14 protein-coding genes are annotated in these 15,531 nt (G+C 56.3%); 11 read left to right on the top strand and 3 right to left on the bottom strand.

Features of this window, described 5'->3' with window-relative positions; all coding sequences use genetic code 11:
* Nucleotides 1-32 precede the first annotated feature (32 nt).
* Nucleotides 33-425, bottom strand: coding sequence for a DoxX family protein (locus tag V7Z75_RS08375; RefSeq protein ID WP_334108163.1), 393 nt, complete (start codon nt 423-425; stop codon nt 33-35).
* Between the two features lie 168 nt (nt 426-593).
* Here V7Z75_RS08375 and V7Z75_RS08370 point away from each other — a divergent pair, with 168 nt between their 5' ends.
* From V7Z75_RS08370 to V7Z75_RS08360, 3 genes are all read left to right on the top strand, one after another.
* Nucleotides 594-1,022, top strand: coding sequence for a GNAT family N-acetyltransferase (locus V7Z75_RS08370; RefSeq protein WP_334108162.1), 429 nt, complete (start codon nt 594-596; stop codon nt 1,020-1,022).
* 225 nt (nt 1,023-1,247) lie between these two features.
* The gene (locus V7Z75_RS08365) at nt 1,248-2,159 is read left to right on the top strand and encodes an SdiA-regulated domain-containing protein (protein ID WP_334108161.1); all 912 of its coding nucleotides are present in this window, start codon (nt 1,248-1,250) and stop codon (nt 2,157-2,159) included.
* A 56-nt stretch (nt 2,160-2,215) separates the two neighbouring features.
* Nucleotides 2,216-2,911, top strand: coding sequence for a lamin tail domain-containing protein (locus V7Z75_RS08360; RefSeq protein ID WP_334108160.1), 696 nt, complete (start codon nt 2,216-2,218; stop codon nt 2,909-2,911).
* A 91-nt stretch (nt 2,912-3,002) separates the two neighbouring features.
* Here V7Z75_RS08360 and uvrA read toward each other — a convergent pair whose 3' ends face one another.
* On the bottom strand, nt 3,003-5,822 hold the full coding sequence (gene uvrA, locus V7Z75_RS08355) for an excinuclease ABC subunit UvrA (protein WP_334108159.1): 2,820 nt from the start codon (nt 5,820-5,822) through the stop codon (nt 3,003-3,005).
* Between the two features lie 70 nt (nt 5,823-5,892).
* On the opposite strand from uvrA, the gene V7Z75_RS08350 reads away from it, so the two are divergent.
* The 3 genes from V7Z75_RS08350 to V7Z75_RS08340 all read left to right on the top strand — a co-directional run bounded on the left by V7Z75_RS08350 (nt 5,893) and on the right by V7Z75_RS08340 (nt 8,896).
* Entirely contained in the window at nt 5,893-7,269 is a 1,377-nt protein-coding gene (locus V7Z75_RS08350; protein ID WP_334108158.1) for an MFS transporter, read from the top strand.
* Nucleotides 7,270-7,271: 2 nt separating this feature from the next.
* Complete coding sequence (ssb, locus tag V7Z75_RS08345) at nt 7,272-7,781, top strand: single-stranded DNA-binding protein (RefSeq protein ID WP_334108157.1); 510 nt, start codon at nt 7,272-7,274, stop codon at nt 7,779-7,781.
* 149 nt (nt 7,782-7,930) lie between these two features.
* Nucleotides 7,931-8,896, top strand: coding sequence for a PEP-CTERM sorting domain-containing protein (locus V7Z75_RS08340; RefSeq protein WP_334108156.1), 966 nt, complete (start codon nt 7,931-7,933; stop codon nt 8,894-8,896).
* 6 nt (nt 8,897-8,902) lie between these two features.
* Here V7Z75_RS08340 and V7Z75_RS08335 read toward each other — a convergent pair whose 3' ends face one another.
* On the bottom strand, nt 8,903-10,681 hold the full coding sequence (locus tag V7Z75_RS08335) for a putative bifunctional diguanylate cyclase/phosphodiesterase (RefSeq protein ID WP_334108155.1): 1,779 nt from the start codon (nt 10,679-10,681) through the stop codon (nt 8,903-8,905).
* Nucleotides 10,682-10,927: 246 nt separating this feature from the next.
* On the opposite strand from V7Z75_RS08335, the gene gspG reads away from it, so the two are divergent.
* From gspG to V7Z75_RS08310, 5 genes are read left to right on the top strand one after another with little or no spacing between them, the layout of a single operon-like run.
* Nucleotides 10,928-11,356 (top strand): type II secretion system major pseudopilin GspG, encoded by a 429-nt coding sequence (gene gspG / locus V7Z75_RS08330; RefSeq protein WP_309565668.1) that lies wholly within the window; start codon nt 10,928-10,930, stop codon nt 11,354-11,356.
* A 1-nt stretch (nt 11,357) separates the two neighbouring features.
* Complete coding sequence (locus V7Z75_RS08325) at nt 11,358-12,539, top strand: type II secretion system F family protein (protein ID WP_334108154.1); 1,182 nt, start codon at nt 11,358-11,360, stop codon at nt 12,537-12,539.
* Nucleotides 12,536-14,215 carry a GspE/PulE family protein gene (locus tag V7Z75_RS08320; protein ID WP_334108153.1) on the top strand — a complete coding sequence of 560 codons (1,680 nt, stop codon included), beginning with the start codon at nt 12,536-12,538 and terminating at the stop codon, nt 14,213-14,215. The genes V7Z75_RS08325 and V7Z75_RS08320 overlap by 4 nt, the downstream gene beginning before the upstream one ends.
* Nucleotides 14,196-14,984 (top strand): hypothetical protein, encoded by a 789-nt coding sequence (locus V7Z75_RS08315; protein WP_334108152.1) that lies wholly within the window; start codon nt 14,196-14,198, stop codon nt 14,982-14,984. The genes V7Z75_RS08320 and V7Z75_RS08315 overlap by 20 nt, the downstream gene beginning before the upstream one ends.
* On the top strand, nt 14,981-15,520 hold the full coding sequence (locus V7Z75_RS08310; RefSeq protein ID WP_334108151.1) for a hypothetical protein: 540 nt from the start codon (nt 14,981-14,983) through the stop codon (nt 15,518-15,520). Before V7Z75_RS08315 ends, V7Z75_RS08310 begins: the two co-directional genes overlap by 4 nt.
* The last annotated feature ends 11 nt before the right edge of the window (nt 15,521-15,531 follow it).

The raw sequence follows: 15,531 nt of genomic DNA, 5'->3' as shown, positions 1-15,531 counted from the left end.
GCCTTTTTTATTTTGCATTCAAGGCCCAAACATCAGGCTCTCTTGCGCAAGTTATCCAGGCTGAATGCCGTTGGCGCATGCACAGCGATCGTGAGATAACCGCCAGCAATGGCGAGGTATTGCATAAAGCCGATCAGGTCGCCTACTTGCAGTTTGAGCACAACGGCGACGAAGATAGCGTAAATTGTCAGGGCGTAAGCGGCAAATCTGGTTTTGTAGCCGAGCAGCAGCATCAGACCGAATATCAGTTGAATCAGGATGGTCAACGGGGCGAAGAAAGGCACTAGGCCGAATTGGGCCAGATAAATCTGGTAGCTCTGATACCCCTCAGGGTGCTGCGTGATCATATAGAGCTGTATCAGAATTGCTATCAGGAAAATCTGCGCCATCAGAATGCGCCCGAGGAAGCCTAAAAATTTTGTCATCGTTCTACCTTCTCATCCAAATCTACTGGGTTGATATTGTTTTACATCGCTCAAGGCGAAGGTAAATGATGCCTGCAAGCCTCTCTTATCGCAATATCTTGTTGCGCAAGCGCATGTGTTGGGTCAGCATCGGATGATGTGCAACGGGTATATTTCAAGGGGATGCAAATGGAGTTTTATATCAGGGAAGCGGAATGGATAACTGAACAGGCGCAGATATCTGCTATCAGGCAACAGGTTTTTGTGGTGGAGCAGCATGTGCCGCCTGAACTGGAGTGGGACGGTTTGGATGAGACAGCCACGCATCTGCTAGCCGTTGCAGAGGACGGGAAGCCTGTCGGTTGCGCGCGGATATTGATAGGCGCCAGCATCGGGCGTATGGCGGTGCTGGCTTCATGGCGCGGACAGGGCGTGGGCTGGACGCTGTTGCAGACGGCTATCGAATATTGCCGACGGGAGGGCTGGTTGCATATCGAGGTTTCCGCGCAAACCCATGCTATCCCTTTCTATGAAAAAGCCGGGTTCCAGGTTTCAGGCGAGGAGTATATGGATGCCGGTATTCTCCATCGTGCCATGAGTCTGCATATCAGCAGCTAGTTTTTCCTGCTTTTCGGGTGCTGTTTCTCACACATTGCGCAGTGAGTGAGGCCGATTTTTCTACTCAAATATTTTATTGAAAGACATAGTCTGTTCTCTGGTTTTCAAGACTAGCAGCAAGACTACGAATCTCTTCATCCCATTGTCTTTTGCGATCTGCACTATTCCCTTCGATTAATCATTAATCAACAATTTTTAGCATCACCATCTTTAGGGGAATTTCAAATGATCGCACGTACTCTGGTACTGCTCGCCGGGCTTTCCATCTCTACTCTGGCGCTTGCCCAACCATCTCTCAATCTTTCCGAATACACCCTGGGTTATCGGTTTAACCTGCCCGGCCAGATAGGCATGGCAGGTGAAGCCTCGGCCATTACCTACAACTGGGATACCGGCACTTTGTTCGTCGTCGGCGATGAAGCCGAAGCCATTGTCGAAGTAACCAAGACCGGCGAAGTTGTCGGCTCGATGAAACTGAATTTCGGCTCAAGTTTTGATGCTGAATCCTTGACCTACATCGGCAACGGCCAATTTGCACTGGGTGAAGAGCGTACACAGAGCGTGTACAAGCTTGATTACCAAGCTGGCACAACGTTGAGCCTCTCCTCAGTAACGCCCGCCTACTCTTTCGGCAGCTACAGCAACAACGAAGGTTTGGAGGGCTTGAGTTGGGATCCGCGCAATAACACCTTTATCGCGGTGAAGGAAAAGAATCCTCAAGCCGTCTACCAGGCTGAGATTGATTTCAATGACGGCACAGGCAGCCACAATATCTTGTTCGATGCTGGACTGCTTGGCGTGCTGGATCTTTCCGATGTGCAGGTGCTGGGCACCGTGCCTTCATTCCTTGGCACCGGCCTGGATGACAACTTGCTGATCATCAGCCAGGAATCGCGCCTGCTGCTGGAAGTGACCCGTACCGGCGAAGTGCTGAGCTCCATTGATCTCCGTCGCCTGAGCGGTACCGCTGAAGGCGTGACCATCGATGAGCTGGGCAATATCTATATCGTGGATGAACAGCCTCGCGTGTTTGTATTCCTGCGGCCAACGCCAGCCGTGCCTGAGCCTGAAACCTATGCCTTGCTGCTGGCCGGTCTTGGCCTGCTTGGTTTTGCTACCCGCCGCCGCGTTGCATAAAGATTTTTCTGTAGTGACTGTGTTGTTTTTTATTTTTTAAATCAGAGAGGTTAATCATGAATGTCATCAATAAGTTGATTGCTGCTGGTGTTTTCGCTGCCAGTGCTTTCTCCGTAGCTCCTGCTTTTGCAGCTAACGCCTACAACGTCTATATCACCGAGTGGAACTACCAGAGCCGCGTTGCGGATGAAAAGGGCGAGTACATCGAGCTCACCAACCTTGGCCAATTCGATGTCGACTTCACTTACTGGAGCTACGACGACGACAGCCGTCAAAGCTTTACTTTTGAACTGTCCGATTTCGGTATCGTCAAGGCTGGCGAGTCCGTGATCCTGACCGAAATCACTGCTGAAGAATTCCGCGCTCGCTGGGGCCTGGATGATTCCGTCAAGATCATCGGCAACTTGAACCCTAACCTGGGCCGCGCTGATGAAATCAACATCTACGATGCCGACGAAAACCTGGTGGACCGCCTGACCTATGGCGACAATACCATCGGTGGTATCCGTGCCCGTTACAACAGCGGCATTCCTGGCAGCGTAGACGTGCTGGGTGAAAACAATGTACACGGTTGGGTATTGTCACAAGTGGGTGACTCCGAAGGTTCCTGGCGCTCCACAGTGGGCGACATCGGTAGCCCAGGCTTTACTAACCTGACTATTGCGGCTGTACCGGAGCCTTCTACTTATGCATTGATGCTGGCTGGTGTTGGCTTGGTTGGTTTTGCAGTACGCCGCCGCAAAATGGCTTAAATAGACCAATAACTGGTTGATATAAAAATGGCCCTCCATTGATAGAGGGCCATTTTTTATTGAAGCCAGTGTAGCGAAGCCCAGTGTTGTGTCAGCGTTTCAGCATCGGCTTGAGGTATTTGCCGGTATAACTGGTCTTGGTATCAGCCACTTCTTCCGGTGTGCCGCGGGCAATCATGGTGCCGCCACCGTCCCCGCCTTCCGGCCCCATATCGACAATCCAGTCGGCAGTTTTGATCACATCCAGGTTGTGCTCAATGATGACAATGGTATTACCCTGGTCACGCAAGCGGTGCAAGACATCGAGCAAGAGTTGAATGTCGGCAAAATGCAGGCCGGTGGTAGGTTCGTCGAGAATATACAAAGTCCTGCCAGTGTCGCGCTTGGATAGCTCCAGGGCCAGCTTGACGCGCTGGGCCTCGCCGCCGGACAGCGTGGTTGCGGATTGGCCCAGGGTTATATAGCCCAGGCCCACATCCAGCAGTGTCTGCAATTTACGCGCCACCACGGGCACTGCATCGAAGAATGCCCGTGCCTGCTCCACTGTCATTTCCAGTATTTCGTGGATATTCTTGCCCTTGTATTGGATTTCCAGTGTTTCACGGTTGTAACGGTGGCCCTTGCACACGTCGCAAGGTACGTAGACGTCCGGCAGGAAGTGCATCTCCACGCGGATGACGCCATCGCCCTGGCAGGCTTCGCAACGGCCACCCTTGACGTTGAATGAATAGCGCCCTGGGCCGTAGCCGCGTGCGCGGCTTTCCGGCACGCCCGCGAACAGGTCGCGGATGGGGGTAAATACGCCGGTGTAGGTGGCAGGGTTGGAACGTGGGGTGCGGCCGATTGGGCTTTGGTCTACGTCCACCACCTTGTCGAAGAATTCCAGCCCGCTGACGCTCTCGAAGGCGGCGGGTTCTGTGGAGCTGCCATAGAGATGCTTGGCGACAATGCGGTACAGAGTGTCGTTGATCAGAGTGGATTTGCCGGAACCAGATACGCCAGTGACGCAGGTCAAGAGGCCGACAGGAATGGCCAGGTCTACGTTCTTCAGGTTGTTGCCGCTGGCTTTGGTGAGTTTGAGCCAACGTGTGGGATCCGGTGCATGGCGCTGGCTGGGCACGGCAATTTCTTTTATTCCGCTCAGGTATTGCCCGGTAAGCGATTGCTGATTGTTCTGGATTTCAACAGGCGTGCCTGCTCCCACGATATTGCCGCCATGCTCGCCTGCGCCGGGGCCGATATCCACTACATAGTCCGCAGCCATGATGGCGTCCTGGTCATGTTCGACCACGATCACGCTGTTGCCGATATCGCGCAGACGCAGCAGTGTTTGCAGCAGACGGTCGTTATCGCGCTGGTGCAGGCCGATGGAAGGTTCGTCGAGCACATACATGACGCCGGTGAGGCCGGAGCCGATCTGCGAGGCCAAGCGAATGCGCTGTGCTTCTCCGCCCGAAAGGGTCTCAGCGGAACGTGATAGTGATAGGTATTCCAGCCCGACATTGGTGAGGAATTTCAGCCGACTGCTGATTTCCTGCACGATCTTGTCGGCGATGACCAGCTTTTGCCCGCTCAATTCGATATGCTCGAAGAAATGCAGGGCTTGACGCAGCGGCGCCTCGCAGATTTCATGGATGTTCCGCCCCGCTACCTTGACGTGCCTGGCTTCGCGGCGCAAACGCGTGCCTTCGCAAGCTGGGCAGGGTTGGGAGTTGAGGTATTTTGCAAGCTCTTCACGCACCGTGGATGAATCTGTTTCATGGTAACGGCGCTGCAGATTGTTGATGATGCCTTCAAAAGTATGGGCTTTTTCGTACAGTTTGCCGCGCTCGTTGAGGTATTGGAAAGTGATGACTTCCTTACCGCTGCCATGGAGCAGCACTTGCTGCGCATCAGCGGATAGGGATTCAAAAGCTGTATCCAGGTCAAAACCATAATGTTGCGCCAGGCTTTGCAGCAACTGGAAATAGAACTGATTGCGCTTGTCCCAGCCCTTGATCGCGCCGCTGGCAAGCGACAAATGCGGAAAAGCGACGACGCGCTTGGGGTCGAAAAAGCTGATTTGCCCCAAGCCGTCGCACTTGGGGCAGGCGCCCATCGGGTTGTTGAACGAGAACAGGCGAGGCTCCAGCTCTGCTAGTGAGTAATCGCATACCGGGCAGGAGAACTTGGCTGAGAATAAATGCTCCTTGCCGCTGTCCATTTCCAGTGCCACCGCTTTGCCGTCCGCCAGCCGCAAGGCAGTTTCAAAGGATTCGGCAATACGCTGCTTGACGTCGACGCGTACCTTGAGCCGGTCCACGACAACATCGACGTTATGCTTCACTGTTTTAGCCAGCTTGGGCACGCTGTCGAGTTCGTGAATTTCGCCATCCACACGCACGCGCACGAAACCCTGCGCCTTGAGTTCTTCAAACAGGTCGAGCTGTTCGCCCTTGCGGTTGCTCACTACCGGTGCAAGGATCATGAGCTTGGTGTCTTCCGGTAGCAGCAGGACGCTATCCACCATCTGCGAAACGGTTTGGGCTTCCAGCTTGATGCCATGGTCGGGACATTCGGGGTCGCCAGCTCGCGCATACAGCAGGCGCAGATAATCATGGATTTCCGTCACCGTGCCCACGGTGGAGCGCGGGTTGTGCGAGGTGGATTTCTGCTCGATGGAAATGGCGGGGGAAAGCCCCTCGATCAGGTCGACATCCGGCTTGTCCATGCGCGCGAGAAACTGCCGCGCATAGGCTGAAAGGGACTCTACATAACGGCGCTGGCCTTCTGCGTATAAAGTGTCGAATGCAAGTGAGGACTTACCTGAACCCGAGAGCCCGGTAATGACGATCAACTTGTTGCGGGGCAGGTCCAGTGAAACATTCTTCAAGTTGTGCGTTCGCGCACCACGTATGCGTATGTAGTCCATTCGGTTGTGACTTGGGGGTAGGGAACCTGATAATATACGCAACTTCGCATGTTTAATTCAATGATTTTTAATGACTCAATCTGAACGCATGTCCTCTGTCGAACTGCGCTCTACCCTGAGCCTGGCCTCTATTTATGGCTTGCGCATGCTGGGCATGTTCCTCATCCTGCCAATTTTCGCGATTTATGCGGAAACGCTGCCTTCGGGACATGACCATTTATATATCGGGTTGGCGTTGGGGGCCTATGGCTTGACGCAGGCGTTGTTCCAACTGCCGTTCGGCATCGCGTCTGATCGCTTCGGGCGCAAGAACATGATTTACATTGGCTTGCTGATCTTCGCGCTTGGCAGCTTTGTCGCTGGTATGGCGGATGACATTCATACCATCATCATTGGTCGGGCAATACAGGGTGCGGGTGCAGTGTCTGCAGTAGTCATGGCGCTGGTGGCAGACCTGACCCGTGAAGAGCACAGAACCAAAGCCATGGCCATGATAGGCGTCAGCATCGGCATTACCTTTGCGTTATCGCTGGTGCTCGGGCCTACGCTCAACCAATGGATAGGCGTGTCCGGCATTTTTATCTTGACCGGCGTGCTGGCACTGCTGGCGATCCTGGATATCAAATACCTGGTGCCTGACCCGCATATCAGCAGGTTCCATTCCGATACGCAGGCAACACCAGCCAGGCTGGGTGTGGTGTTGAAAGATACGCAGTTGCTGCGACTCAATTTCGGTATTTTCGCCTTGCATGCTTCCCATATGGCCATGTTCGTGGTTGTGCCGTTTGCACTCAAGCAGACCAGCGGGCTAAGCGAGAACGACCACTGGATGATTTACCTGCCGATCATGGTGATTTCCATGTTGATGATGGTGCCTGCGATCATCATTGGCGAGAAAAAAGCCAAGCTCAAGCAGATATTCATCTTGAGCGTGGTGGTTATGCTGCTGGCCGAGCTTGGGTTCGGGCTCATGATCAACAGTTTCTGGGGCATCGTGGCTGCGCTGACGATCTTTTTTATCGCATTCAATGTGCTGGAGGCCATCATGCCTTCAGCGATTTCCAAGCAGGCGCCGGTGGAATCCAAGGGAACTGCGATAGGCGTGTTCAATACCGCGCAGTCGCTGGGAATATTCGTTGGCGGCGTATCTGGCGGCTGGCTGTCCAGCCAGTATGGCTATACAGCGGTATTTGGCTTCTGTGGCATACTCATGCTCTTATGGCTGGTCAGCGTGATGACCATGCAAGCGCCGGCGGCGGTGCGCAGCAAGATGTATCATCTGCCGGATGGATATGCAGGCGATGCGACGCGTTTATCACAAACACTGGCAGCGTTGCCTGGTGTGAAAGAATCGGTTGTCTTGCCTGCTGAGGGCATGGTGATATTGAAAGTGGATATGCAGGCCAACTGGGATGATTCCGCAGTGCTGCAATTGATAAGGGGTTAAAGATGGCATCAGTCAATAAAGTAATCTTGGTAGGCAATCTGGGCCGCGACCCGGAAGTGCGCTATATGCCCAACGGCGAGGCGGTGGCCAATTTCAGCATTGCCACCACCGACAACTGGAAGGACAAGAGCGGCCAGCGTCAGGAGCGCACTGAATGGCATAACATCGTCATGTATCGCCGCCTGGCGGAAATTGCAGGTGAATACCTGAAAAAAGGCCGTCCGGTCTATATCGAGGGCCGTCTGCAAACGCGCAAATGGCAAACCAAGGAAGGCCAGGACCGTTACACCACCGAGATTATTGCTGACCAGATGCAAATGCTGGGCGGCCGAGATGGTGGCGGAAGCGGCGGAGCGAGCTATGACGGCGGTGGCGATGACTTCAACCAGGACTACAGCCAGTCTGCCCCTAGGCAGCAGGCAGCACCAGCGCAGCGCTCAGCGCCCACGCAAGCGCCTAAGCCATCTGGCGGCAGCAACTTCGATGATTTCGAGGATGACATTCCGTTCTGATATAAGGCAGTTTTGCATTATCCGAGGCCCCGTTTCTACGGGGCTTTTTATTTGGAGGAAAGTGAAGCAATTTTTTCTGAAAATGTTATTGAGAATTATTATTAACAATATGTATAATGATTCTCAATCGTGATTTTGGAAATTGCATCATGCATTCACTACAGCAATCCCTGAAAGCAGCCTTGCTCGTCGCTCTTGCTTTGGTCTCAAGCTCAGCCTATGCGCTCGATATCATTTTTGATTACCGCTTTGATCGCAACGGCTGGTTCAGCACGGATAGCGATGCGGGGTTGATGCGGCGTGACGTGCTGCAGCAGGCGGCTTCTGTATTCAGCGGCTTGACCGATAGCTTGTCGGCAATCCAGCCAGGTGCAGGCGATAGCTGGAGCGTGAGGTTCCAGCATCCGAGTTGGAACAGCTGGATCGAGAATGTCACTGTCACTGATTTATATGTGCCGGAAAACAGCCTGGTGATTTTCGTCGGCGCGTCTTCCTTCAACGGCTCTGTGCTTGGCGCTGCCGGTTCTGGCACCGTGCGTGCCCAGGGCAGCCAGGATTTTGTAGATAGCGTGGCGGTACGCGGCCAGGAAGGCGCGCTGGCTGACGTGCCTGTTGATATCGGCCCATGGGGTGGTTCCATCTGGTTCAACAGCCAGTTTTCATGGTATGCCGGATTGGATGAGAGCGGCCTGGCTCCCAACCAGCCGGATCTGCTGACCACGGCGACGCATGAAATTGCGCACTTGCTGGGTTTTGGCGCTTCTGCTGCCTGGGATGCCCTGTTGCGACCTGCAGACAACGGCTGGGTATTCACCGGAGAAAATGCCGTTGCGGCGTATGGAGGTCTTGTGCCTGTCGACGGGGTAGGCGCGCATTGGGCTTATGGTGTGCAGGGCACGATAGATGGCGAGCTGGTGCCTAACCTCATGGATCCTGGCACTCAATTTGGTAACCGCGAGTATTTCAGCGATCTTGATTATGCGGCGCTGGCTGACATCGGCTGGCAGGTGAGCGCGGTGCCCGAGCCTTCGACATTCTGGATGCTGTTGCTGGGGCTGGCTGGGGTATTCGGCCGCTGGCAGCGCAAGCAGCCGCGTACTCTCGCCAAGAAGTAAACCCGTCTATATATTGAATAGCGAATAATGGTTGGACTGGTATTTGTATTCCGTCACCCAGCGCGTGAATTTTTCTGCCGGTAGCGGCTGGGAAAAGCGGTAACCCTGCACGAAGGTGCAGCCACTGATTTCTGCCCAGCGTAGTTCTATATCGGTTTCTACGCCCTCCGCTACTAGCTCCAGGGACATGCTGCGCGCCAATGCAGCGATTGTTTTGACGATTTCCACATTGATCGGCTCGTGTTCTATGCCCTTGATAAAGGACTGATCTACCTTGAGGCGGTCAATCGGGAATTTGCGCAAATAGCTGAGATTGGAGTAGCCGGTGCCAAAATCATCAATCGCCAGCTTGATCCCGAGACTGTGCAGTTTGCGCAAGGTTCGTACCACGGCATCGGCATCCTGCATGAACATGCTTTCGGTCAGCTCAAGTTCCAGATAAGCCGGGTTGATTCCAGTTTCAGTGATGATGTTCTCGACCATCTCGCAGAAATCGCTCTGGTAGAACTGCATCGCCGAGATATTGACGGAAATGCGCATGGGCTGGAACCCGGCTTGCAACCAGGCCTGGTGCTGACGACAGGCTTCACTGATGACCCATTTGCCAATAGCCACGATCAAGCCTGTTTCCTCGGCAATCTCGATGAAGTGGATTGGCGTTAGCAGCCCGCGTTGTGGATGGTGCCAACGGATCAGAGCTTCCTTGCCGACCACTCTGCCGCTGTCGAGCGCAATTTGCGGCTGGTAATACAGCTCGAATTCGTTGCGCTCGATAGCCAGGCGCAGATCGGTTTCCAATGACATGCGGTCGAGCGAGTACAGCTGCATGCCGTGGGCATAATGGCGATAGGTATTGCGCCCACTGCGTTTGGCTTCATACATGGCGGCGTCAGCCTTGACCAGCAGATTATTGGCGTCTTCATCATCCAAAGGATAGATAGCCGTGCCGATGCTGGCCGAAATGAATATATCTCTCCCCATGATCGGCTGCGGCAATTTCAATGTATCGAGGATGCGCCAGCACAAGTTGTCCAAATCTTTCTGGCTACTGATGTTATCCACGATGATGGTGAATTCGTCCCCCGAGAGGCGAGCCACGGTGTCCATCTCACGCGAGCAACGGGTCAGGATGCCTGCCAGCACGATCAGCAATTGGTCGCCAAAAGCGTGCCCCATGGAATCGTTGAAGTGCTTGAATTTGTCGAGGTCGATGAACAGCAGGCCGACTTGCGCATTGGTACGGCTGGCTTCTGCCAGCGCCATTGACAGCCGATCCATGAACAACACCCGATTGGGCAATTTGGTCAGCTGGTCGAAATGGGCAAGGTAGAACAAATTGGCCTGCTTGCGCTGCGTGATTTCATCGAGCAGGTCGTGACCGTTGGCGATGCCGGCGTACCTGCCCTGCTCCGTGACAATGAAGCCGCTCACCATATGCTGCATGCCCGCATCGATGATGATGCGCGAGATGTCGTCAATCGAGGTGTGACTGCTTACTACAAGCGGTTTGCGGTTCATGAATTCGGCAACCGGCTTCTTGCCGTAGATTTCATGGGTATAGGGCTTGATGAAGGTTTCCATGAAGGCGTGCCGTTCCACTATTCCCACCGGCTGGTGCTGCTCGTTGACCACGGGCAGGGCAAAAATATGCTGGTTTTCCTGGAAGATGGCCAGTACCTGCAGGCAGGGCATGTCGTCCAGTACGGGCGCCACCGTCCGCAACAGGCGCTTGACGGTGGGATTGTCGTCACTGTGGCTGAATCTGAAATGGGTTGCAGTGTTCATGAGGCAGGGTGCCGGGCCTTCGTATGGGGAAATTCGTATGGGCAAATCAAAGCGACCAAGTGATCACGATGTGCCGCCCAGATTATGCACGTTAAGGTTGCAGAATTATGACAGCTGACTGCAACGGAAGGCTTGATTGGCGCCAGCAACTACCTGGGTTGGGTTTAATGAAAACGTCATAAATCGTGGCTATGCTGGGCATCAAATCTTACGTATGAACGCCAGGTGGAACCTGGCAATGCCGCTATGAAGAACCCCTATTCAATGAATCAGCGCCAGGCCGGATTTACCTTGCTGGAGTTGCTGGTGGTACTCGTTATCCTGGGTTTGCTGGTCGGTTACGTGGCGCCCAAGTATTTTGCCCAGCTCGGCAAATCCGAGGTCAAGACGGCACGCGCGCAGATCGGCGCGCTGGAAAAAGCGCTGGATCAATACCGGCTTGATGTCGGCCACTATCCTACCACTGAGCAGGGCCTGCTTGCCTTGAACACCGCGCCTGCGGGCGAAAGCAAATGGGCCGGGCCCTATCTGCAGAAGAGTGTGCCGAACGATCCCTGGGGCCGGCCTTATCAATTCAAGTCGCCCGGGGAGCATGGGGATTTCGACCTCTATTCTTTGGGCAAGGACGGCCAGCCCGGCGGTAGCGATGACAACGTCGATATCGTGAACTGGTGATATGCGCTATCAGGTACGGGCGATAAGCGCGGGCCGTCTGGTTTCGCTGGAGTTTGAAGCCCAGCATGCGGAAGAGGCAGCCGCCAAGGCGCGCAGCCAAGGTTATGAAGTCCTGGCGACCAAGTCAGGTAAGCAAGGCCTGATCAATAGTAAGCGCACACGTTTTCCCTTGTTGCTGTTCAGCCAGGAATTGTTGTCATTGCTCAAGGCCGGCCTAGGGCTGGTAGAGTCGCTGGAGGGGATTGCGGAGAAAGAGCAGCGACCCGAAATCGCCCAGGTGTTCAAGGGTGTACTGGATGCGCTATACCGCGGGCAGACCTTTTCGGCCGCGCTCGCAGCCTATCCATCCGCATTTCCTGGCTTGTATACCTCCATGGTCAAGGCCAGCGAGCGTACCGGGGACTTGCCTGAGGCCTTGTTGCGTTACATCGGCTACGAGCAGCAGGTGGAAGTGTTGCGCAAGAAACTCATCGCTTCCTCCATTTATCCCTTCCTCCTCATCACCGTGGGCGGCCTGGTGGTCCTGTTCCTGCTGGGCTACGTCGTGCCGCGTTTTTCCCAGATCTATGCCGATGCGGGCGAGAACCAGGCCTGGATGCTCAGGCTGGTGCTGGGCTGGGCCGATATCATGGAGGCCCATGGGCAGAGCCTGCTGCTTGGGGGTGTGGTTTTTCTCGGGCTGGTTGTGGCGGCGCTCATGCGTCCCGGTGTGCGCGGAAGCATCATGACCATGCTATGGCGCTTGCCGACGATAGGCGAGCAAATGCGCGTATTCCAACTGGCGCGGTTCTACCGCACGCTAGGCATGCTGCTGGAAGGCGGCATTACCATCAAGCAGGCGCTGGAGATGGCGCGCGGCCTGCTGACGGCCTCCATGCATCAGAGCCTGGACAAGGCAGCCGCATTGATCCGCGAGGGGCGGTCGATTTCAGAGGCGATGGAAGCTGCCGGGCTGGTGACGCCGGTCTCGCTGCGCATGCTGCGCGTCGGCGAGAAAAGCGGCGAGATGGGCAAGATGATGGAGCATATCGCGACTTTGCACGACGAGGAAATCGCACGCTGGCTGGAGTGGTTCACCCGCTTGTTCGAGCCGCTGCTCATGATCTTCATCGGCCTCATCATCGGCGCCGTCGTGGTCATGCTCTACATGCCGATCTTCGAACTTGCCGGGAGCCTGCAATGAGCGCGGCGGAAACGATGTTCAGCCAGGCGCGCATGGCCGAGGCTCGCAGCCTGGCGGCGAGCAGCAACCGCAGCATGATGGATATGCTGCAGGGGTTGTCCGCCCTGGACGACCAGGAATATGCGGCAGCTCTGGCCGGGGCCGTGCAGCTGCGGCTTTTCAGCATGGAAGACCTGCATGCGATGCAGCCCGCCTTCGATGTGATGAGCTTCACCATGGCCAGCCGACTGCAGTGCCTGCCCTTGCGTGAAAACGACATCCTCTGGCTGGTGCTTGCCGACCCGTTCGACCAGACGGTGCTGGATTGGGCCGCGGAATGGATCCCGGAAAGCTTCCATACCGGGATCGCGCATTTCCGCGATATCCAGGCTTACCTGAGCCGACACGAGGAAGACCTGCGTGCCATGGATGGCAACCTGATTGCCACGGGCGAGGCTGCCGAGGCGAACAAGACGGATGTGGAGCACCTGAGCCTGCAGAGCATCAACGCCGACAGCAGCCCGGTGATCCGCATGGTGAATTCCACGCTGTACGACGCCTTGAAGGCCGGCGTGAGCGATATCCACATGGAAAGCGTGGCCGCCGGGCTGGTGATCAAGTACCGCATCGACGGCGTGCTTGTCCATGTTGGCAGCATGCAGGGTGCGGACATGGCCGAACAGGCGGTGTCGCGCGTGAAGATTCTTGCCGAGCTCGATATCGCCGAGCGCCGCGTGCCGCAGGATGGCCGCTTCAAGGTGATGATGCAGGGGCGCGACGTGGATTTCCGCGTATCCATCATGCCGAGCATCTATGGCGAGGATGCCGTGCTGCGGGTGCTGGACCGGAAATCCCTCTCCGACCAGGCCAAGGGGCTGTCGCTCAAGCAACTGGGCTTTGACGACTACATCATCGAGGATTTCCGCCGGCTGGTGCGTGAACCCTACGGCATGGTGCTGGTGACCGGGCCGACCGGTTCCGGCAAGACCACTTCGCTGTATGCGGCCATCAGCGAGGTCAACCACGGCCACGACAAGATCATCACCATCGAGGACCCGGTGGAATACCAGTTGCCGGGCGTACTGCAGATCCCGGTCAACGAGAAGAAGGGGCTCACCTTCGCGCGCGGCCTACGCTCCATCCTTCGGCACGACCCGGACAAGATCATGGTGGGCGAGATCCGCGACCCGGAAACAGCCCAGATCGCCGTACAGTCGGCGCTCACCGGACATTTGGTATTCACCACCTTGCATGCGAACAATGTCTTCGACGTCATCAGCCGCTTCCTGCACATGAACGTCGAGGCCTACAGCCTGGTGGCGGCGCTGAACGGCGTAATGGCGCAGCGCCTGGTGCGCTTGGTGTGCCCGCATTGCGCCGAAGCGGTCGAGGCTAGTGATGAGTTGCTGCTGCAATCCAAGATCACGCGCGAGCAGGTGGCCCATTACCAATTGCGTCAGGGAAAGGGCTGCGGGCATTGCCGCGGCAGCGGTTACAAAGGCCGCAAGGCGATTGCGGAACTGCTGGCGCTGGACGACGAGCTGCGCGAGATGATCATCGCGCGCGAGCCTTTGCGCAAGCTCAAGGAAGCCGGCCGTGCGAGGGGCATGAAGAGCCTGCGCGAGGCGGCGCTGGAGGCCGTTGCGCGCGGCGAGACCACACTGGAGGAGATCAACCGTGTCACTTTTGTGGCGTGAGCGCCTGCTGCCAGGCTGGTGGCGGCCTACCGTGGTCGTTCACATCCAGCCTCGGCATATTACCTGGTCGCGCCAGTCTGGCGGAATCAAGCGCAGGATTCTTGACCAAGGCGTGGTCCATGCCGAGCAGCATGGCAAGGATGTGCAGCCGTTGCTTGCCGCATTGCCGCAAGCGTTGCGCGAGGCCGGCGCCGCAGGTGCGCGCGTGGAGCTGATGCTGTCGAACGCCTTTATGCGTTATGCCATCGTGCCTAACCCGGATGGGGCTGCCAACGGCGAAGAGCTGACGCTGCTGTGCCGCCATGCTTTCCAACGGGTCCATGGCGACATTGTCGCGGAATGGAATATCCAGCTCAGCCTTGCCGCGCTGGGCGGCAACGGGCTTGCCAGCGCGATGGACCAGGATTGGCTGGACGCCCTTAAGCAACATGTAAAAACGGAAAAAGGGCAGCTCATCAGCGTGCAGCCGCTATTGGCGCATGCCTTCAACCGTCTTGCCAAGGCTGGGCAGGAGGGCATCTTTGTGCTGCGCGAACCCGAGCGGCTATGCTTGTTGGCCTGGCAAAACCGCAGTTGGTCTGCGGTGCAAATGCAACCCGTGCTTGACGACTGGCAAGCTGTATTGGAAGCAGGCTTGCGTCGGTTGCGTTTGCAACTGGAGCTGCCGGAATCCACGCCGGTGCAATTATGCGAACTGGTGCAAGGCGATATGCAGCCGCGCATGGCAGTCTGGCGGGCGGATTGGTCCCTGGCGGGAGGCGTGGCATGAGGCTGCAGCTCGACCATGCGGCTGCAGCAAGCCAGGGAGCGCGTTACCAAGCCAGCCTGTTTGTTGTTGCGGCCCTGACATTGCTGTGTGGCTGGCAACTGATGGATATGCGCGCCGAGCGTGCGGATATCGAACAGAGGTTGCAGCAGGTGCAGGCGGCCCGCAAGCCGGTGCAGGTGGCCGTCATCCAGCCGCAGGCGTTGTCGGCCGTGCAAAAAGCCGAGATCAAGGAAGCCAACGGCATACTGGACGAGCTGGGCAGGCCATGGCCTGCCTTGCTGAACCGACTGGAACAGGTAGCCCAACCAGAAATCGCCTTGCTGGCGATACGCCCCGATGCAGCCAAGGGCAAGCTGCGCCTCAAGGGGGAAGCCAAGGATGTCGCTTCGTTGTTGGCTTACCTGCAATGGCTGGAAGATGTGCCTGAAATGCATGACGTCGTGCTCGACGAGCATGAAATGATGGAAAAGCCGGAAGGCGGCGGCATGGCGCATTTTATCCGCTTTGGCATTACGGCCAGGTGGGGCGCGGTGTGATGCAGCCCGGC

It is taken from the genome of Methylobacillus sp., assembly GCF_036844465.1.
GTDB lineage: Bacteria > Pseudomonadota > Gammaproteobacteria > Burkholderiales > Methylophilaceae > Methylobacillus.
The sequence above is the reverse complement of the archived record's forward strand: the minus strand, read 5'-3'. Positions and strand labels throughout refer to the sequence as shown.